The sequence below is a fragment of the Streptomyces sp. P13-3-3 genome, assembly GCF_050571355.1.
Taxonomy (GTDB): domain Bacteria; phylum Actinomycetota; class Actinomycetes; order Streptomycetales; family Streptomycetaceae; genus Streptomyces; species Streptomyces althioticus.
The window spans coordinates 2,205,440-2,224,462 of sequence record NZ_CP192228.1; the positions used below are offsets into that span (position 1 = coordinate 2,205,440).

The 19,023-nt window shown below is 73.5% G+C and carries 15 protein-coding genes; 10 read left to right on the forward strand and 5 right to left on the reverse strand.

Going from position 1 to position 19,023, the window contains the following annotated elements; translation table 11 throughout:
• Window positions 1-119: 119 nt before the first annotated feature.
• Window positions 120-767 carry a transglycosylase family protein gene (locus ACQZOG_RS09950; protein ID WP_365165811.1) on the forward strand — a complete coding sequence of 216 codons (648 nt, stop codon included), beginning with the start codon at window positions 120-122 and terminating at the stop codon, window positions 765-767.
• 406 nt (window positions 768-1,173) lie between these two features.
• Window positions 1,174-1,389 carry an I78 family peptidase inhibitor gene (locus tag ACQZOG_RS09955; protein ID WP_006131512.1) on the forward strand — a complete coding sequence of 72 codons (216 nt, stop codon included), beginning with the start codon at window positions 1,174-1,176 and terminating at the stop codon, window positions 1,387-1,389.
• 63 nt (window positions 1,390-1,452) lie between these two features.
• On the opposite strand, the gene ACQZOG_RS09960 is transcribed toward ACQZOG_RS09955, so the two are convergent.
• Together ACQZOG_RS09960 and ACQZOG_RS09965 are read right to left on the reverse strand one after the other, a co-directional pair.
• On the reverse strand, window positions 1,453-2,457 hold the full coding sequence (locus ACQZOG_RS09960; RefSeq protein ID WP_058915829.1) for a phosphatase PAP2 family protein: 1,005 nt from the start codon (window positions 2,455-2,457) through the stop codon (window positions 1,453-1,455).
• Between the two features lie 234 nt (window positions 2,458-2,691).
• Window positions 2,692-3,972 carry a mannosyltransferase family protein gene (locus tag ACQZOG_RS09965; protein ID WP_359493547.1) on the reverse strand — a complete coding sequence of 427 codons (1,281 nt, stop codon included), beginning with the start codon at window positions 3,970-3,972 and terminating at the stop codon, window positions 2,692-2,694.
• 275 nt (window positions 3,973-4,247) lie between these two features.
• On the opposite strand from ACQZOG_RS09965, the gene ACQZOG_RS09970 reads away from it, so the two are divergent.
• Entirely contained in the window at window positions 4,248-5,999 is a 1,752-nt protein-coding gene (locus tag ACQZOG_RS09970) for an MFS transporter (RefSeq protein ID WP_033276779.1), read from the forward strand.
• Window positions 6,000-6,229: 230 nt separating this feature from the next.
• Window positions 6,230-7,420 (forward strand): acyl-CoA dehydrogenase family protein, encoded by a 1,191-nt coding sequence (locus tag ACQZOG_RS09975; RefSeq protein WP_033276778.1) that lies wholly within the window; start codon window positions 6,230-6,232, stop codon window positions 7,418-7,420.
• A 39-nt stretch (window positions 7,421-7,459) separates the two neighbouring features.
• On the opposite strand, the gene ACQZOG_RS09980 is transcribed toward ACQZOG_RS09975, so the two are convergent.
• Entirely contained in the window at window positions 7,460-7,897 is a 438-nt protein-coding gene (locus ACQZOG_RS09980; protein WP_033276777.1) for a cell division protein SepF, read from the reverse strand.
• Window positions 7,898-8,188: 291 nt separating this feature from the next.
• On the opposite strand from ACQZOG_RS09980, the gene ACQZOG_RS09985 reads away from it, so the two are divergent.
• The 3 genes from ACQZOG_RS09985 (at window position 8,189) to ACQZOG_RS09995 (ending at window position 12,148) form a co-directional block, all read left to right on the forward strand.
• Complete coding sequence (locus ACQZOG_RS09985; RefSeq protein WP_033276776.1) at window positions 8,189-9,358, forward strand: DUF5685 family protein; 1,170 nt, start codon at window positions 8,189-8,191, stop codon at window positions 9,356-9,358.
• A gap of 329 nt (window positions 9,359-9,687) precedes the next feature.
• Window positions 9,688-10,593, forward strand: a complete 906-nt coding sequence (locus tag ACQZOG_RS09990; protein WP_033276775.1) for a S1 family peptidase — start codon at window positions 9,688-9,690, stop codon at window positions 10,591-10,593.
• A 508-nt stretch (window positions 10,594-11,101) separates the two neighbouring features.
• Complete coding sequence (locus tag ACQZOG_RS09995; protein WP_033276774.1) at window positions 11,102-12,148, forward strand: S1 family peptidase; 1,047 nt, start codon at window positions 11,102-11,104, stop codon at window positions 12,146-12,148.
• A 60-nt stretch (window positions 12,149-12,208) separates the two neighbouring features.
• On the opposite strand, the gene ACQZOG_RS10000 is transcribed toward ACQZOG_RS09995, so the two are convergent.
• A complete protein-coding gene (locus ACQZOG_RS10000) occupies window positions 12,209-13,276 on the reverse strand; it encodes a hypothetical protein (RefSeq protein ID WP_058915825.1) in 1,068 nt (355 codons plus the stop codon).
• A gap of 154 nt (window positions 13,277-13,430) precedes the next feature.
• Between ACQZOG_RS10000 and ACQZOG_RS10005 the strand changes: the two genes are divergently transcribed.
• Both ACQZOG_RS10005 and ACQZOG_RS10010 read left to right on the forward strand, forming a co-directional pair.
• Window positions 13,431-16,994, forward strand: a complete 3,564-nt coding sequence (locus tag ACQZOG_RS10005; protein ID WP_193456492.1) for a DNA polymerase III subunit alpha — start codon at window positions 13,431-13,433, stop codon at window positions 16,992-16,994.
• Window positions 16,991-17,959: a DNA polymerase Y family protein gene (locus tag ACQZOG_RS10010; protein ID WP_033276772.1), complete on the forward strand. Its 969-nt coding sequence runs from the start codon at window positions 16,991-16,993 to the stop codon at window positions 17,957-17,959. The genes ACQZOG_RS10005 and ACQZOG_RS10010 overlap by 4 nt, the downstream gene beginning before the upstream one ends.
• Window positions 17,960-17,969: 10 nt before the next feature.
• Here ACQZOG_RS10010 and ACQZOG_RS10015 read toward each other — a convergent pair whose 3' ends face one another.
• On the reverse strand, window positions 17,970-18,344 hold the full coding sequence (locus ACQZOG_RS10015) for a cupin domain-containing protein (RefSeq protein WP_033276771.1): 375 nt from the start codon (window positions 18,342-18,344) through the stop codon (window positions 17,970-17,972).
• A 68-nt stretch (window positions 18,345-18,412) separates the two neighbouring features.
• On the opposite strand from ACQZOG_RS10015, the gene ACQZOG_RS10020 reads away from it, so the two are divergent.
• Window positions 18,413-18,859 carry a MarR family winged helix-turn-helix transcriptional regulator gene (locus ACQZOG_RS10020; RefSeq protein ID WP_033276770.1) on the forward strand — a complete coding sequence of 149 codons (447 nt, stop codon included), beginning with the start codon at window positions 18,413-18,415 and terminating at the stop codon, window positions 18,857-18,859.
• Window positions 18,860-19,023 lie beyond the last annotated feature (164 nt).

Genomic DNA, 19,023 nt, shown 5'->3' on the forward strand with positions numbered 1-19,023 from the left:
CCGACGCACCATCCTCGTACGACCCCGACGGCGGACGGGGCGGCCGCGGCCCGCGCGTCCCGTGACGCGCCGGGCGGCGTCCCGCCTGGGGAGGCCCGGGTCCTCGGGGAAGGACGTCCATGTCCGCATGTGCCGAGAACACCCGTCGTCACGCCCGCAGGGCGCGTCCCGCGGCCTTCCTGGCCGGTGCGGCCCTGCTCGCACCGCTCGGACTGCTCGCCGCCGCAGGCGGCGCGGCGGCCGCGGACGACGGGGTGTGGGACCGCATCGCCCGGTGCGAGAGCGGCGGCGACTGGCACATCAACACCGGCAACGGCTACTACGGCGGGCTCCAGTTCTCCGCCTCCACCTGGCGCGCCTTCGGCGGCACCGCGTACGCCCCGACGGCCGACCGCGCGAGCAAGGTCCAGCAGATCGAGATCGCCGCCAAGGTCCAGCGCGCCCAGGGCTGGAACGCCTGGCCCGTCTGCGGCGCCCGCGCCGGGGCGTCGGGGCCCGCCCCGGCCGCGGACGCGGCACCCGCGCAAGGGGCCGGGCAGAAGTCGGCCGCGACGGAGCGGAAGACGGGGGAGGCGGCCCCTGGGCGCACCGCCGACCGCCCGGACCGGGGTGCGTCCCACCGCGACTGCATCGTGCGTCCCGGTGACACGCTGAGCGGGATCGCCGCCCGGCACGGGACGGACTGGCAGCGGCTGTACGCGGCCAACCGGGACGTCATCGGCGACGATCCCGACGTGATCGTGCCCGGGCAGCGGCTCGACATCTGAGGCGCCCCCTCCACCCGGGCACCAGGGTCCCTCCGGCCGTCCGGAGGGGCCCTCGCCCGTCGCGCTCGTCCCGTCCGCCTGGGCATGCCGACCCATGTGACGAAAATGCGCACTTCTTGTGCACATCCCTTTCACGGGTCGACCGGGCCCGCCCGGATATGCGCTGCGGAGGCCTTCCCGAATACCTCACGCGACGCAATTCTTTCGAGGTTTGTCGGGGCCACGGCGAGGTACTCGAGGCCTTTTTCGAATGCCGCCGGGCGAAGCGCGGAACCGCTCTTTCGGGTGACCGCCGCCCGTACGCCCCCGTCGTGATCCTGTGACACAAGTGTGACCACGGACGGGCCGGCGCACCGGCTTCCGGCGCGGACTTCCCCGTTTCCGGGCGAGGGCATAGCGTGGCCGCATGGCACCCATTCCGACACCCCCCACGGAACCCAGCGACAGTCCGGACGCCTATGTCGGCCTCGCCGCCGACCGGGCCGAGCACCTCGCGCGCGAGCGCGGCTGGTCCTCGGTACGGGCCCTGGCGCCGGGGACGATCGTCACCATGGAGTACCGCGTGGGCCGGCTGAACTTCGAAGTGAGGGACGGCCGGGTGGCGCGGGCCTGGAAGGGCTGAGACACCCCGACGGCCCCGGTCCTCCACTCGAGGACCGGGGCCGTCGGGGTGTGTGGCAGTCCCTCAGGGGCGCGGCGCCGGTGTCGTCCCGCGCGGGTGGCGGTCGGTGTGCTGCGGGCGCCGGCTGCCCGCGGGCGTCACCGGGGAGCGCTCGGCGCGGCTGGTGTGCGGGCCGGGCGCGAGATAGACCGGCGACCGTGCCGCGCGCCCGGCGGCAACCGGCTCGTGCACCGCGCCGACGGGGCGCTCGGTGAGCGGACGGACCACGACGGGCCGGCCCGCCGGGGCGGGCACCGGCGCCTTGGACCCGCGGCGGTCGCGCAGCCGGTCCCGCACGGCGAGGATCCGCGCCTCGGCCCGCGCGATCAGCGGCTCGAACCAGGGCAGCGCGAGCAGGATGAGCAGGCCCGCGGCCCAGCCCAGCAGGACGTCGCTGAGCCAGTGGGTGCCGATGTAGACGGTGGACAGCCCGACGCCCAGGGACGTCACGGCCGACAGTGCTGAAAGCCAGCGGCGGGCCCGCGGGGTGGAGGCCAGATAGGCCAGGATTCCCCAGGTCACCACGGCGTTCGCGGTGTGACCGCTCGGAAATATATCGCCGCCGAGCCACATCTCGTTCGAGCCGATCTCGGTCGCGTAGTGCGGTCCGAGCCGCCCCATGCCGTACTTCGCGGCGCCCACCGTGATGTTGAGCAGCAGCAGGGAGACGCCGAGGGCGAGCAGCGGACGCAGGGTGTGCTGCCGCCAGGAGCGCCAGCCGAGCCAGGCGGCGACCATCACTGCGGTGGGGCCGCGCTGGCCCAGCACCACGTAGTAGTCGACGAAGGCGTGCAGCTCCGGCCACTGCTGGTAGGGGCGGAAGAACATGACCTGCCAGTCCAGGCGGACCAGCCAGGAGGTGACCACCACGGCCCACACGATCGCCGCGTAGAAGGCCAGGGTCGCGCCGAGGAGCACGATCCGGTGCCGGCTCATTCGCGGCATGCCGACGTGGGCCGGTCGCTCCGGCTCACGGTCCAGCCTCGCGAACACCCGGTCCAGACGGGTGTGACTCCGTTCGGTACGCACCCAATCGACGTTACAGCGAGTGAGTGTGCCGACCCGACGATTCAGCGTCTTTGTGATGACGATGTGATGTGGCATTCCTCTCAGACGGCGCCTTTATTTCCGGCGAATCCGAGCCCCCGCCCGCAATTGTTTTGGGCATGCCGAGCGCTTCCGGTTTATGGGCTGTCGGAATTGGTTCACCTGTTGACGGCGTGGAATTCCCCTGCCGCTCACCGGCCGGCCGGGCCGGCGGGATCAGGGCGGTCCCGACCCGTTCAGCCAGAAGGCGCCGTACGCCGCCGAGGCCGCAGCGACCGTCCCCAGCCACGCCGCGAGCAGGTGTGTCCGCGCCCGGGCCAGGGCCACGGCGAGCGGCAGGAGCAGCGGGAAGGCCGGCATCAGCAGCCGCGGTTTCGACCCGAAGTAGCTCGACGCGCACAGGGCGAGCGCGGTGACCGTGCCGGCGTAGACCAGCAGTGGCAGCGGCTGCCCCCGGCGTACGCACAGGACGTAGAGCCACACCACCAGAGCCACGCCGACGACCAGGGCGGCCCCGGCGAGGGCCGACGGGAAGGACGTGAACCGTCCGGCGACGAACCGGGCGAAGGCGTAGCCGCCGTCGAAGCCGTTGCGCCAGCCGGCCTGCACGTCGAGGTAGCCCAGCGGGCCGCCCCCGGTGCGGTCGCCGACCCACAGGACGTACCCGGCGGCCCCCAGGGGCGCGAGCAGCATCCCGGCCACCCGGCGCAGGCGCACACCGGGGGCGTGCGACGACGGTGGAGCGCCGTCCGGTGCGCTCGTACGCGGGGCGCCGGACGGGGGACCGGCGTGGCCGTCGCCGCGCGCGCCGCCCGCCGGTACCGCACTGCCGTCCCCCACGAAGGAGGAGCCGGAGCGCTCCCGCAGGAAGGCCGCCACCCCGGCCGCCCACACCGCCGCGACCACCGCGAGCCCCACCGGCCGGGTCAGCCCCGCCAGCCCCGCCAGCAGGCCCGCCGTCACCCAGCGCCCCGTGAGCACCGCGTACAGCGCCCAGGCCGCCAGCGCCGTGAACAGCGACTCGCTGTACGCCATCGACTGCACGATCCCGACCGGCAGCACCGCCCACAGCAGCACCGCGCACACCCCGGCCCGCCGCCCGTGGAGATGGTCGGCCACCGCGAAGATCCCCCAGGCCGCGGCGAGCGAGGCGAGCAGGCTCACCACGAACCCGCCGTCCGCGTACGACAGCGGGGACACCGCCGCGGCCAGCCGCTCCAGCCACGGCAGCAGAGGGAAGAACGCCAGGTTGGAGTGCACGTCCCCGTTCGGGAGCCGCACCTCGTAGCCGTACCCCAGCTCGGCGACCCTTGTGTACCAGAGGGAGTCCCAGCGGGCGGTCAGCAAGGTGTACGCGCCCTTGCCGCGCGCCTCGCTCCACAGGGCCAGGACGACCAGGCCCAGGGCACGCACGGCGGCGTACCCGAGGAGCGCCGGGGCGGCCCGGCGAAGAGCTCCGGGGCGGGCCACGGCGGCACGCGTCTCGAGATCGTTCACGCGCCGATTATCGACCGGGCCCGGAACCGGCCCGCCCGCGTCGGCGGGGAAGCGGTACGGAGGGGCGGGCCGGAGAGTGGTGTACGCCACACGGATCAGCCGCGAGGTTGAGAGGCCCGCCACTCGACCTCGGCGTTCCCTCGCGTACTCTGACGTGTCACTCGCCGTTCGCCGCGCGGGCCGGGGGAGACCGCTCCTCTCCGGCCGAGGCACGGGGGAGTCCCCCACCCCGTGAGCCCGCGGCATCCGCGAGGGAACTTCTGGGAGGTACGTACATGTCCGGGACGACCACGGCCGCCGCGCTGCGCCGTCGGGCGGCCGGGGCCGGTGCCAACCGGTGGGTGGTGCTCGTCGTCCTCTGCGTCAGCCTGCTGCTGGTCGCCGTCGACGCCACCGTGCTGCACGTGGCCGTCCCCGCCGTCACCGAGGACCTCAAGCCCGGCGCGGTGGAACTGCTCTGGATCGTCGACGCCTATCCGCTGGTCTGCGCCTCGCTGCTGATCCTGTTCGGCACGCTCGGCGACCGCGTCGGCCGCAGACGCGTCCTCCTCCTCGGCTACACCCTGTTCGGCGTCGCCTCGGCCATGGCGGCCTTCGCTGACGACGCGCACCTGCTGATCGTGGCGCGGGCGCTGCTCGGCGTCGGCGGCGCGATGATCATGCCGGCCACGCTGTCGATCCTGCGCCAGGTCTTCCCCGACCGCCGTGAGCGGGCGCTCGCCATCGGCGTCTGGAGCGCCGTCGCCGCCGTGGGCGCCGCGGTCGGACCGCTGCTCGGCGGGTTCCTGCTGGAGCACTTCTGGTGGGGCTCGGTCTTCCTGGTCAACATCCCGCTGATGCTGGTCAGCCTGCCCGTCGGGCGGATTCTGCTGCCCGAGTCGAAGGGCGACGGCGAGGGCCCCTGGGACGTCGTCGGCGCGCTCACGGCCGCCGCCGGGCTGTTCGCGGTGGTCCTCGGGGTGAAGCGGCTCGGCGCGGGCGAGCTCGGCGCGGCCACGCTGCTGCCGCTGGCCGCGGGGGTCGTCCTGCTGGTGCTGTTCGTCCGCCGGCAGCGCAGGCGGACGCATCCGCTGCTCGACCTGCGGATGTTCTCCCGGCCCGCGTTCAGCACCTCGGTCGGCTGCATCGTGCTGGCCATGCTCGCCCTGGTGGGCCTCGAGCTGATCGCCGCGCAGTACCTCCAGCTGGTGCTGGGACTGTCCCCGCTGGAGACCGGGCTGCGGCTGGTGCCGCTCACCTTCGCGGCGATGGCCGCGGGCCTGGCGGGCGCCCGGATGCTGCGCCGGTTCGGCCCGCGCCGCATGGTCTCCCTCGGCTTCTGCCTCACGGCCGGGGCGGTGGTGCTGCTGACCGCCATGGGCGGCGAGGACAACGCCCCGCTGCTGCTCGGCGGGTTCGTGCTGCTCGGCTTCGGCCTCGAGACCACTCTCTTCGGCGCGTACGAGTCGATGCTCAGCGAGGCCCCGCAGGACCAGGCCGGCGGGGCGGCGGCCATCGGCGAGACGTCCTACCAGCTCGGCGCGGGCATCGGCATCGCGCTGCTCGGCAGCGTCATGAACGCGGCCTACGCGCCCGGCCTCTCCCAGGTCCCCGGGGTGCCGGCCTCCGCGTCCGCCGCGGCGGCGCACTCGCTGGGCGAGGCGTACGAGGTCGCGGCCCGCCTCGGCGGTCCCGCGGGCGAGGCGCTGCGCCTGGCCGCCCGCCACTCCTTCGTCCACGGCCTGCACGTCACGCTCCTGGTCAGCGCGGGCCTGCTGCTCGCCGGCGCGGCGATGGCCCTGCGCCTGCCGCGCCTGATGCACTGCGACCCGGAGGAGACACCCTCCGGACCCGCGTCCGGTGCGTCTCCGGCCCGGGCCGGCTCAACAGCACTCTCCGGGCCCGAGTCCGCGACATCTCCGGGCCAGGCCCCCTCCGCCCCCGCTTCCGGGACCACCGCCGAGGCGTCTCCCGCCCCGGATCTCGGCGACATCCCCAACCGGATGCCCGCGCAGCGGGAGTCGCGCGGCTCGGGCGTGAAGGTCTGACCCGGCAGACCGGAGGAGACGGGACGGTCCGGCACCGGCCTCACGAGAACTGTCGGTGGCGCTGCGGATCCCCGCGCGGCGGGGAATCACACGGGTCAGGGATCAAGGTGTGACGCGTCCGGCGTGGGCCGGGGTGGACGGGGCGAGGGCCGCGTCGTAACGTCGGGCCGAGCCTCTGACTAGCAGTGCTAGTCGACGTACCGGATGACCAGCCCCCGGAGGGTGCACCCATGGCCGCGTCCGCGAAGCCGCCCGCCTTCGACCCCGCCGACCCCCTCGGCCTCGACGACCTGCTGGAGCCGGAGGACCTGGCGATCCGGGACACCGTGCGCGGCTGGGCGGCGGACCGCGTGCTGCCGTACGTCGCGGACTGGTACGAGAAGGGCGAGCTGCCCGACGTCCGCGGGCTGGCCCGGGAGCTCGGCGGGATCGGCGCGCTCGGCATGTCCCTCGACGGGTACGGCTGCGCGGGCGCGAGCGCCGTGCAGTACGGGCTGGCCTGCCTGGAACTGGAGGCGGCCGACTCCGGCATCCGCTCCCTGGTCTCCGTGCAGGGCTCCCTCGCCATGTACGCGATCCACCGCTTCGGCAGCGAGGAGCAGAAGCAGCAGTGGCTGCCCCGGATGGCGGCCGGCGAGGTCATCGGCTGCTTCGGGCTGACCGAGCCCGACCACGGCTCCGACCCCGGCTCCATGCGCACCTACGCCAAGCGCGACGGCTCCGACTGGGTGCTCAACGGCCGCAAGATGTGGATCACCAACGGGTCCGTGGCCGGGGTCGCGGTCGTCTGGGCGCAGACCGACGACGGCATCCGCGGCTTCGCCGTCCCCACCGACGCGCCCGGCTTCTCGGCCCCGGAGATCAAGCACAAGTGGTCCCTGCGCGCCTCCGTCACCAGCGAGCTGGTCATGGACGACGTACGGCTGCCCGCCGACGCGGTGCTGCCGGAGGTGACCGGGCTGAAGGGTCCGCTGAGCTGTCTGTCGCACGCCCGGTACGGGATCGTGTGGGGCTCGATGGGCGCCGCGCGCGCCTGCTTCGAGGCGGCCGTCGACTACGCCAGGTCACGGGAGCAGTTCGGGCGGCCCATCGGCGGCTTCCAGCTCACCCAGGCCAAACTCGCCGACATGGCGGTGGAACTGCACAAGGGCATCCTGCTCGCCCACCATCTGGGGCGGCGGATGGACGCCGGCCGCCTGCGTCCCGAGCAGGTCAGCTTCGGCAAACTCAACAACGTGCGCGAGGCGATCGAGATCTGCCGCACGGCCCGGACGATCCTCGGGGCCAACGGGATCTCGCTGGAGTACCCGGTGATGCGGCACGCGACGAACCTGGAGTCGGTGCTCACCTACGAGGGCACCGTGGAGATGCACCAGCTCGTGCTGGGCAAGGCGCTCACCGGAATCGACGCCTTCCGGTAGGCCTGCCTGCGGGGGCGGGGCCGGCTCGGCGGCCCCGCCTCAGCTCTGGTTGAAGAAACCGTCGGTGCGGTGCGCGGCCGGCTCGCCGCTGACCACCTCGGTGTCGGCGGGGCTGAGCAGGAACACGCGGTTGGACACCCGCTCGATGGAGCCGCGCAGACCGAAGATCAGGCCCGCCGCGAAGTCGACGACGCGCTTGGCGTCGGCGGCGTCCATGGCCGTGAGGTTCATGATGACCGGCACGCCCTCGCGGAACAGCTCACCGATGGCGCGGGCGTCCCGGAAGCTGTCCGGGGTGACCGTGCCGATCCGGCGGCCCCGCTCCTCGGCGGCGTCCGCGGCCACCTTGACCCGAGGGTCGGTGACCCAGGCCTCGCCGGGCTCGGTCCCGTCGGAGTAGTCGTCGTCGTAGTAACGCTCGTCTTCGTTGTCGTCGACGAGGCCAAGCCAGGCACTCGCCTTGCGTACCGATCCCATGGACGCCTCCTCTCACAGCGGTCTTTCGTGCTTTCCGCATCCCTATGGTCGTCCATGATGCGGAGGGTGCGCCAAGTGGATAGACGCCGCGCGGGGGGTTTGTGACGGTACTGGTGCACAGCGAATCCGTCGAGAGTCCTGGTTTCCCAAGGGCCGTGACACAAACGGATGCTGACTGAGAGTGAAATATGATTCTACGCGGCGTACGGGTGAAGAGGGGTGCGTCCGGGTGAACGCGGCGACCGGTACGATGCCGCAGCCGAACGTCGTACACATGCACGGGGGGACGTCGTGTTCGGGATCGTCAGGCCCTGCCGTCACCGGCTGGGCGAGAAGCTTACCGCCCAGTGGACGGCCCATCTCTGCGGGCTCTGCCTGGCCCTGCGCGGCGACCACGGGCAGCTCGCGCGCATCGTCACCAACTACGACGGGCTGCTCATCTCCGTCCTGACGGAGGCTCAGGCGGACCCGGCCGGTCCCAGGGGACGCCGGACCGCGGGACCCTGCCCGCTGCGCGGGATGCGCACCGCGTCCGTCGCCCACGGCGAGGGCGCGCGGCTGGCGGCGGCCGTCTCCCTCGTCCTCGCCTCGGCCAAGGTGCGCGACCATGTCGCCGACGGCGACGGCCTGCTGGCCCGCCGTCCGGTGGCGCTCGCCGCGCGCAGGGTGGCGGCGGGCTGGGACCGGGCGGGCGCCCGGACCGGCTCCGACGTCGGGTTCGACACGGCGGTCCTGGTCGACGCGGTGGACCGGCAGACCGGCATCGAGGCCCTGGCCGGACCCGGCACCCCCATCCTCACCGTCACCGAGCCGACCGAGACGGCGACCGCCGCCGCCTTCGCGCACACCGCGGTGCTCGCAGGGCGGCCCGGCAACGCCGCACCTCTCGCGGAGGCCGGGCGCCTCTTCGGGCGGCTCGCGCATCTGCTGGACGCGGTGGAGGACCGGGAGGCGGACGCCGCCTCCGGCGCCTGGAACCCGCTCACCGCCACCGGCACCTCGCTCGACGAGGCCCGCCGGCTCGCGGACGACGCCGTGCACGGCATCCGGCTGGCGCTGCGCGAGGCCGAGTTCACGGACGGCGGTCTCGCCCACCGGCTTCTGGTGCATGAGCTCCCCAACTCGGTCCGACGCGCCTTCGGTACGCCCTCCTGTGCCCACGGTTCGCATCCGTACGCCCCTCCGGGTGCTCCCGGTGCGCCGGGTGGGCCCACCCCGCCCGAACCGCCGCGCCGGGACCGGCGCGGGCTGCTGGCGGGATGCGCGGTGTGGCTGGGACTCGCCTGTACGTGCCAGATGTGCTGCGGGGAGTACGAGGACCCGTGGACGCGTGAGCGCAAGGAAGGCTGTCTCCACAACTGCGACTGCGACTGCTGCGAATGCTGTGAGTGCTGCAACTGTTGCAGTTGTGGCGGCGAGGACGGCTGTTGCAGCGGGTGCGACTGCGGCTGCGACTGCTGAGGCGGCCTCGGACGTGACAGAAGCGCCGGCGGTTCCCTCCGGGGGCTGACCGGGGGCGAGATCCGGCCACCCCGACCCTTGTTCGACCGGTCGTCACCCCGGTGTGACGACCGGTAACGCCGGGTCGGGAGGGGAGCAAGTCGACCAGTCGTGCCTAATCCTCAGGCCAAAAGGCACCCTTGCGCCGAACGGTCGGTCGGCCGAATACTCGCCGCAGCGCTTGTCAGGGGCACGACGGGTCCGGAATCCGGTCCGCCGTCCGCTGACTGCGCCTCACCGGGCCCACAACCCCACGAGGGCCCCCAACTTCCTTTGTGGAGGAACGAAACGTGAGGATCAAGCGCACCACCCCCCAGAGCGGCATCTCGAGACGGACTCGGCTGATCGCCGTCTCCACCGGCCTCGTGGCCGCCGCCGCGATCGCGATCCCCAGCGCGACCGCGGCCGAAACCCCCACCACCTTCAGCGCCTCCGCGCTCAAGAGCGCGAGCAGCTCGGTGCTGAAGGCCGACGTCCCGGGCACCGCCTGGGCCGTCGACAGCAAGACCAACCGGGTCGTCGTGACCGTCGACAGCACCGTCTCCCAGGCCGAGATCAACAAGATCAAGCAGCAGGCCGGCGAGAACGCCGAGGCGATCACCGTCAAGCGCACCCCGGGCAAGTTCACCAAGCTCATCCAGGGCGGCGACGCCATCTACGCGAGCAGCTGGCGCTGCTCCCTCGGCTTCAACGTCCGCAGCAGCAGCGGTGTCGAGTACTTCCTGACCGCCGGTCACTGCACCGACGGCGCGGGCACCTGGTACTCCAACTCCGCGCGCACCACGGCCATCGGCACGACGGCCGGATCCAGCTTCCCGGGCAACGACTACGGCATCGTCCGTTACACCGGCTCCGTCAGCCGGCCCGGCACCGCGAACGGCGTGGACATCACCCGCGCGGCCACCCCGAGCGTGGGCACCACCGTCATCCGTGACGGCTCCACCACCGGTACGCACAGCGGCCGGGTCACCGCGCTCAACGCGACCGTCAACTACGGCGGCGGCGACATCGTCTCCGGTCTGATCCAGACCAACGTGTGCGCCGAGCCCGGCGACTCCGGTGGCTCGCTCTACGGCAGCAACGGCACCGCGTACGGTCTGACCTCCGGCGGCAGCGGCAACTGCTCCTCCGGCGGCACGACCTTCTTCCAGCCGGTGACCGAGGCCCTGAGCGCCTACGGGGTCAGCGTCTACTAGGGCGCCCCGCCGGCCCGGCCGGTTCTGTACGGCTCCCGAGGAGCCGACAGCCCTCACGAGCCCCCGCACGCGACCCGCGTGCGGGGGCTCGTCCCTGTTCCGGACCGGGTCCCGCGGCGGTGCGATCGCAACTCCCGCGCGTCGCGCACCGGACGGATCCTGCCGCGGAGGGGCGATTTTCAGCCACCGACCGAACAGGCGGTACGTGCCCCCGGTAACCCCCGCGTGACGTTTGCAGTGTGAACCGTCCCGCGTCTCCATGAACTGTCAGGACATAGGGGGCGCACGGATGTTGCCGTACGCGCGTCCGGAAGTCGACCTTGTGTGCTCCCTGTGACGTTCGGAAGAGTAGGCGGCGTTCAACCGGCGCGGGCGTGGCTTTTGCTGTGCTCCACCCCCGTGGCCGTACGCCTTCCGGTCCGGCGAGGTCCCCACAACCCCTCCGGGCCGTCCCCCCACAGGAGGACGTGAGTTGAAGCACCGACGCATATCCAGGCGCCGTACCCTCATGGCGGGTGCGGGCGTCGCCGCACTGGCCGCGGGCGCGGTCACCTTCCAGACTGCGAACGCCAGCGAGGTCCCGGCCGACGCCGCGCCCCGCACCCTCTCGGTCCAGGCGGCCGGAAACCTCGCCTCGACGCTGCTCCAGGACCTGGGCACCGACGCGGCGGGAACGTACTACGACGCGAAGAGCAAGAGCCTCGTGGTGAACGTGCTCGACGAGACCGCGGCCGAAGCCGTCGAGTCGGCCGGCGCGAAGGCCAGAGTCGTGGCGAACTCGCTCGCCGAGCTGAAGAGCGCGCGCACCACGCTCCAGCAGGACGCCACCATCCCGGGCACGTCCTGGGTGACCGACCCGGTCTCCAACAAGGTCGTCGTCACGGCGGACCGCACGGTCTCCAAGGCCGAGTGGGCCAAGCTGACCGAGGTCGCCGAGGGCCTCGGCACCACGGTGGAGCTCAAGCGGACCCAGAGCGAGTTCAAGCCCTTCATCGCCGGCGGCGACGCCATCACCGGCAACGGCGGGCGCTGCTCGCTGGGCTTCAACGTGACCAAGGGCGGCGAGCCGCACTTCCTCACCGCGGGCCACTGCACCGAGGGCATCTCGACCTGGTCGGACTCCTCGGGCAACGTCATCGGCGAGAACGCCGCGTCCAGCTTCCCGGGCGACGACTACGGTCTGGTCAAGTACACGGCCGACGTGGCGCACCCGAGCGAGGTGAACCTGTACAACGGCTCCTCGCAGTCGATCTCCGGCGCCGCCGAGGCGACCGTCGGCATGCAGGTGACCCGCAGCGGCTCCACCACCCAGGTCCACTCCGGCACGGTCACCGGCCTGGACGCCACCGTGAACTACGGCAACGGCGACATCGTCAACGGTCTCATCCAGACCGACGTGTGCGCCGAGCCCGGCGACAGCGGCGGCTCGCTCTTCTCGGGCAGCAGCGCGGTCGGCCTCACCTCCGGCGGCAGCGGCGACTGCACCTCGGGCGGCACGACCTTCTTCCAGCCCGTCACCGAGGCCCTGTCGGCCACCGGTACGCAGATCGGCTGAGCCCGCTCGGGCCGTACGGCGTCCCGTCCCTCCCGCGCGGAGGGGCGGGACGTCCGCGTTTCAGGCACCGGACCCCCGTGCCGTGCGCGCCGGTTCCGGCTCGGGCCGCCGGCGCAGCGCCGACATCAGCACGGTGACGACGGTCCCCGCCACGGCCCAGGCGGACAGCACCAGCAGCGGGCCGGTCACGTCGTTGCCCCGGAAGTACACGATCGAGCGGGCCGCCCAGGTGCCCGCGCCCGGCGGCAGCGCCGGTCCGATCGCCGCCCAGAACGGCGGCAGCAGCGGTGTCGGCAGCGCCCCGCCCGAGCTGGGGTTGCCCAGGATCACCACGATGAGGATCGCCGCGCCGATCCCGAGGACCCCGAGGACGGCCTGGAGCGCGAGGGTGGCGGCGCCCACCGCGAAGATGATCAGCGCGCCCAGCCCCCACAGCCCCGCGAACCCGTCCGGCAGCGCGTCCAGGGCCGGTCCGGCGATCAGCGCGCCCCCGAGTCCCCCGAGCACCGCGACCACGGCCATGGCGCCGAGCCGGATCGCCGCGCGGCGCGGGGTGGACGCGCGGGCGCCCGAGCTGATCGCCAGGATCGACGCGCACAGATAGCCGCCCACGCACCAGCCGACCACCAGGTAGAACGACGACAGCCCGTTGGCGTCCTGGGCGGAGGCCGGGGCGACGTCCTCGACCCGCAGGGAGCGTCGCTCGTCCCGCTCCACCTCGGTGAACAGCCGCTCCAGGGCGGTGGCCAGCGCGGTGCCGCCACCGGTGGCGACCAGCAGGGTGTCGGTGGTCCCCTCGGGGTCGACCACCAGGGCCCCGTCGATGTCCCGGTCCTCGATCTGCCGGCGGGCGGTCGCCTCGTCCGCCACCGCCCGGGGGTCCAGCGGCGAGCCCGGCAGCTCCTTCAGCCGGGTCACGGTCTCCTTCGCCACGGGCGGGGGCGCGACGACCCCGACGGACGCGTCCCGCAGGGTCGGGTGGTGCAGGGCGCCCACGTACGAGGTGACGAACAGCAGCATGAGCGCGATCACGCCGAGCACCAGCAGGGTGGCCCGCGGGGTCACGGCGTCGCGCACCTCGCCGAGGAACGAGCGGGGGCGGGCCCCGGGGGCGGTGCTCTGTGTCATGTCCCCACGGTCCGGGGGAACGGGCGTTTGCGCAGGTGGGACAGGGCCGAACGGATGTCGCACACTCATTCGAAAATTGGTCTATGGTGGGGGTGAGGTGACTGGGAACAGTTGTTCGATAGACGGTCGGGACTCACGAGTGCGGGAGGTGCGTGTGCCGGGTTTCACGCATCTGCACACCGTCTCCGGGTTCTCCCTGCGCTACGGCGCATCCCACCCGGAACGGCTGGCCGAGCGCGCCTCCGAGCGCGGCATGGACGCCCTCGCCCTCACCGACCGCGACACCCTCGCCGGGTCCGTCCGCTTCGCCAAGGCCTGCGCCAAGGCCGGGGTCCGTCCGCTGTTCGGCGCGGAACTGGCGGTGGCGCCCCCGGCCGCCGCCCCCGCCCCCGGCGACAGCTCCGTACGGCGGGAACGCCTCCGCACCCCGGTGCGCGGCGGTGCCTTCATCGACGAGTCGACACCACGCGTGACCTTCCTCGCCCGGGACGGCGCCCGCGGCTGGGCCGACCTGTGCCGGCTGGTCTCCGCCGCCCACACCGCCGACGGCCTGCCCCGGCTGGCCTGGGAGGACAACCGCGCCGGCGGACTGACCGTCCTGCTCGGCCCCGACTCCGACGTCGGCCGCGCCCTCGCCGCGGGACGCCCCGACCGCGCCGCCCGGCTGCTCGCCCCCTGGCGCGAGGTGTACGGCGACGCGCTGCGCCTGGAGACCGTCTGGCACGGCCGTACCGGTACCGGACCCGGCTCGCTGCGGCTGGCCGCCCGCACCCTGGGCTTCGCCGCCGAGCAGCGCGTACGGCCCGTGCTCAGCAACGCCGTCCGGTACGCCGACCCCGGTCTCGGCCCGGTCGCCGACGTGCTGGACGCCGCCCGCCGGCTGGTCCCGGTCGACCCGGCCAAAGGGCTGGACTCCGGCGAAGCCTGGCTGAAGGACCGGGGCGCCATGCTGGAGACGGCCGAGCGGATCGTGGAGGCCGCCGGCTTCCGCCGCGACACCGCCCTGCGGCTGCTCGACCAGACGCAGGCCACGGCCGCCGAGTGCCTGGTCGACCCCGAGGACGACCTCGGCATGGGCAGCGTCCACTTCCCCGAGCCGCACCTCGTCGGCGCCGGCCGCCGCACCGCCCAGCGGGCGCTGGCCTCCCGCGCGACGGCGGGCATGGTGCTGCGCGGCTACGACCGCCGCCGGGACTACTGGGAGCGGATGCACCGCGAGCTGGACATCATCGCCCACCACGGCTTCGCCTCCTACTTCCTCACCGTCGCCCAGGTGGTCGACGACGTGCGGGACATGGGCATCCGGGTCGCCGCGCGGGGCTCCGGCGCCGGCTCCCTGGTCAACCACCTGCTGGGCATCGCGCACGCCGACCCGGTCGAGCACGGGCTGCTGATGGAGCGCTTCCTGTCCAAGGAGCGGGTGGTGCTGCCGGACATCGACGTCGACGTGGAGTCCGCCCGCCGGCTCGAGGTCTACCGTGCGATCATCGGCCGGTTCGGCGCCGAGCGGGTCGCCACGGTCGCCATGCCGGAGACCTACCGGGTGCGCCACGCCATCCGGGACGTCGGCGCCGCGCTGTCCATGGACCCGGCCGAGATCGACAGGGTCGCCAAGTCCTTCCCGCACATCCGCGCCCGCGACGCCCGCGCGGCGCTCGAGGAGCTGCCCGAACTGCGGCAACTGGCCGGGGAGAAGGAGAAGTACGGCAGGCTGTGGGAGCTGGTCGAGGCCCTCGACGCGCTGCCGCGAGGTGTCGCCATGCACCCCTGCGGGGTGCTGCTGTCCGACGCCTCCCTGCTGAACCGGACGCCGGTCATGCCGACCAGCGGCGAGGGCTTCCCGATGGCGCAGTTCGACAAGGACGACGTGGAGGACCTGGGGCTGCTCAAGCTGGACGTGCTGGGCGTGCGGATGCAGTCGGCGATGGCGCACGCGGTCGGCGAGGTGGAGCGGGCGACGGGGGAGCGGATCGACCTGGACGCGGTCCCGGACGGTGACCCGGCGACGTACGGGCTGATCCGGTCGACCGAGACGCTCGGCTGCTTCCAGATCGAGTCGCCCGGCCAGCGGGACCTGGTGGGGCGGCTCCAGCCGTCGACCTTCCACGACCTGGTCGTGGACATCTCGCTGTTCCGGCCGGGACCGGTAGCCGCCGACATGGTGCGGCCGTTCATCGAGGCCCGGCACGGGCGGGCGCCGGTGCGCTACCCGCACCCGGACCTGGAGGAGGCGCTGAAGGGGACGTACGGCGTCGTGGTCTTCCACGAGCAGGTCATCGACATCGTCTCGGTGCTGACCGGCTGCGGGCGCGGCGAGGCGGACCGGGTGCGGCGCGGGCTGTCCGACCCGGAGTCGCAGGGGCGGATCAAGGTGTGGTTCGCCCAGCACGCGGCGGCACGGGGCTACGACGCGGAAACGATTCAGCGGACCTGGGAGATCGTGGAGGCCTTCGGCTCCTACGGATTCTGCAAGGCGCACGCGGTCGCCTTCGCCGTGCCGACGTACCAGTCGGCGTGGCTGAAAGCGCACCATCCGGCCGCCTTCTACGCCGGGCTGCTCACCCACGACCCCGGGATGTACCCCAAGCGGCTGCTGCTGGCGGACGCCCGGCGGCGGGGGGTGCCGGTGCTGCCGTTGGACGTGAACAAGTCAGGGGTCGCACACAGGATCGAACTGGTGTCTGAATCAGGAGATGTGAAGGGGGTTCCGAAGGACGCCCCGAAGGACGGGAAGCCGGTGTGGGGCCTGCGCCTGGCGCTGTCCGACGTGCACGGCATCAGCGAGGCCGAGGCGGAGCGGATCGCCGAGGGCCAGCCGTACGCCTCGCTGCTCGACTTCTGGGAGCGGGCCCGGCCCAGCCGTCCGCTCGCCGGGCGGCTCGCCCAGGTCGGCGCGCTGGACGCGTTCGGCGCCAACCGCCGTGACCTCCAGCTGCACCTGACCGAGCTGCACCGCGGCGCCCGCGGCGGACGCGGCGACCAGCTCCCGCTGTCCGGCGGCCGGCGGACCGCCTCCGCCGGGCTGCCCGACCTCACCGAGCCGGAGAAGCTCAGCGCCGAACTCGGCGTGCTGTCCATGGACGCCTCCCGCCATCTGATGGACGACCACGGCACCTTCCTCGAGGAGCTGGGCGTGGTCTCCGCACGGCGGCTGCGCGAGGTGCGGCACGGGGAGACGGTGCTGGTCGCGGGCGCCAAGGCGGCCACCCAGACCCCGCCGATCCGCTCCGGGCGGCGGGTCATCTTCTCCACCCTGGACGACGGCACCGGCCTGGTCGACCTCGCGTTCTTCGACGACTCGCACGACACCTGCGCCCACACCGTCTTCCACTCCTGGCTGCTGCTGGTGCGCGGGGTGGTGCAGCGGCGCGGCCCGCGCAGCTTCAGCGTGGTCGGCTCCGCCGCCTGGAACCTCGCCGACCTGCTGGAGATCCGCCGGGAGGAGGGGCTGGAAGGGGTCGCCGCGCGGCTCGCCGCCCCGGCCGGCAACGGCTCCGGGGCCGCCGACGACGGCGACGCGGCGGCCCGCAGGCGGCTGGCCGGCTCGGACGGGCTGCCCGCGCCGGCCGGTTCGGCCGCCCGGGACCCGATGGAGGAGCGGACGATCCGCATGCCCACGGGGTACGAGATGCACCCCTGGGCCGATCTGCGCCCCGCGGGCGAAGGGCCCGCGGTGGGAAGGAAGTTGTGGCACCAGAGTCCGGGGAGTGCGGGATGACCATTCTCTGCGTACGTTTCCAGCTGCCGCCGATGTACGAGGCGGCCCTGCCGGGGCTGCTCGGCCTGCTGGAGGAGTTCACCCCCGTCGTGCAGGCCCTGCCGCCGGACGGCGCGCTGGCCGATCTGCGCGGCGCCGAACGGTACTTCGGGCGCACCGCGCTGGAACTGGCCTCGGTGATCCGGGTGCGCGCCCTCGCCCTGCACGGCGTCGACTGCGTGATCGGCGCGGGGCCCGGGCCGATGACGGCCCGTATGGCGCTGCGGGAGGCCCGGCCGGGGCTGACCCGCGCGGTGGACGGGGACGAGGTGCGGGAGTTCCTCGCCGGACAGCCCGTCGTCGCGCTGCCCGGCGTGGGCGCCAAGACCGCCCGCACCCTGTGCGAGTACGGTCTGGACACCCTCGGCCGGGTCGCCGCCGCCCCGCTGTCCACGCTCCAGCGGCTGGTGGGCGCCCGCGCCGGGCGCGAGCTGCACGAGAAGGCGAACGGCGTCGACCGGGGCCGGGTCGTCCCCAACGGCGTCTCGCGCTCCCTGGCCGCCGAACGCCCCTTCGCCCGCGACGAACTGGACCCCGGCCGGCACCGGCGCGCCCTGCTCTCGGCCGCCGAGGAGCTGGGCGCCCGGCTGCGCGCCCTGGACAAGGTCTGCCGCGGCCTCACCCTCACCGTCCGCTACGCCGACCGGTCGGCCACCACCCGCACCCGTACGCTCCCCGAGCCGACCGCGCACTCGCCCGCGCTCACCAGGGCGGCGTACGGGCTGTACGAGGCGCTCGGTCTGCAGCGCGCCCGGGTGCGTGCGGTGGTGCTGCGCGCGGAGGGCCTCGACCCCGCCGAACAGGCCGCCCACCAGCTCACCTTCGACCCGGTGGACGAGAAGGTGCGCCGCATCGAGGAGGTCGCGGACCGCGTACGGGCCAAGTTCGGTCCGCACGCGCTGATGCCGGGGACGCTGGCGGCGTAGGCCCGCGAGATCAGTTGGCCCACGGCGGCGCGATGCGCGTGCCGTCGGCGAGCGTCGCCTCCAGGCCCTGGGAGGTGGTCACCCACGAGACGGCGGGCTCGGCGGCAGGGTTCTCCACGGCGAGCGTCGCGCCGGCGTTGACGATCACGGTGTCGCCGGCGGTGATCCGGTGCGGGGCGCCGTCGAGGGTGATCAGCAGTTCGCCGGCGAGCAGGTGGAAGATCTCCTCACGGCTGACGGTGTGCGCGGGCGCCCGGGTGCCGGCGGGGATCTCGCCCCGCCAGGCGCACAGCTCCCTGCTGCCGGTCGCGGGGGTGGCGTACGAGACGAAACGGGCGCCGTGCATCTCGTGGACGACGGCGTCGGACGGGCGGACGACGGGCATGGCGGACCTCCGTGTCGGGGGTTTGGTCAAGCTGCTTGACTATTCGGGTCAAGTGCTTCAATGGCCGCGTGGAGAACTCCGAGGCCATGGCCCTGTCCGCCGCCGTGCTCGCCGTCGCCGGCGAGCTGACCCGGCGGATCCACGAGGGCGTCGTCGCCCGGGGGTTCGAGGGGCTGCGGCCCGCGCACGGCTTCGCCTTCACCCGGCTCGCCCCGGACGGCGCGACCGTCACCGACCTCGCGACTCACCTCGGGGTGACCAAGCAGGCCGCGAGCCAGCTCGTCGACGAGCTCGTGCGCAAGGGGTTCGCCGAGCGCCGCCCGCACCCCGTGGACGCGCGGGCGCGGCTGGTCGTGCTCACCGAGGCGGGGTGGGCCTGCACCCGGGCGGCCGAGGAGGCGGCGGCGGAGGCCGTGCGCGTCTGGAGCGAGACGCTCGGGGAGTCCGAAGTGCGGGCGCTGGGAGCGCAGTTGCTGCGCATCGCGCCCGACGGGGCGATTCGTCCCGCTTGGTGAGGCCTTATCAGGTCCCGGCGGGTGATCGCGGGCCGTTGACGGGATTTTTTACCGACCCGTAACTTCCCGGCTTTCCCTACTCGCCCGTAACTTGATGGGTGAACAGCATCCCGTGATCCGGATCACAGGGCGTAGGACCCCACCCTTCCCCTTGAGCCGCAAGG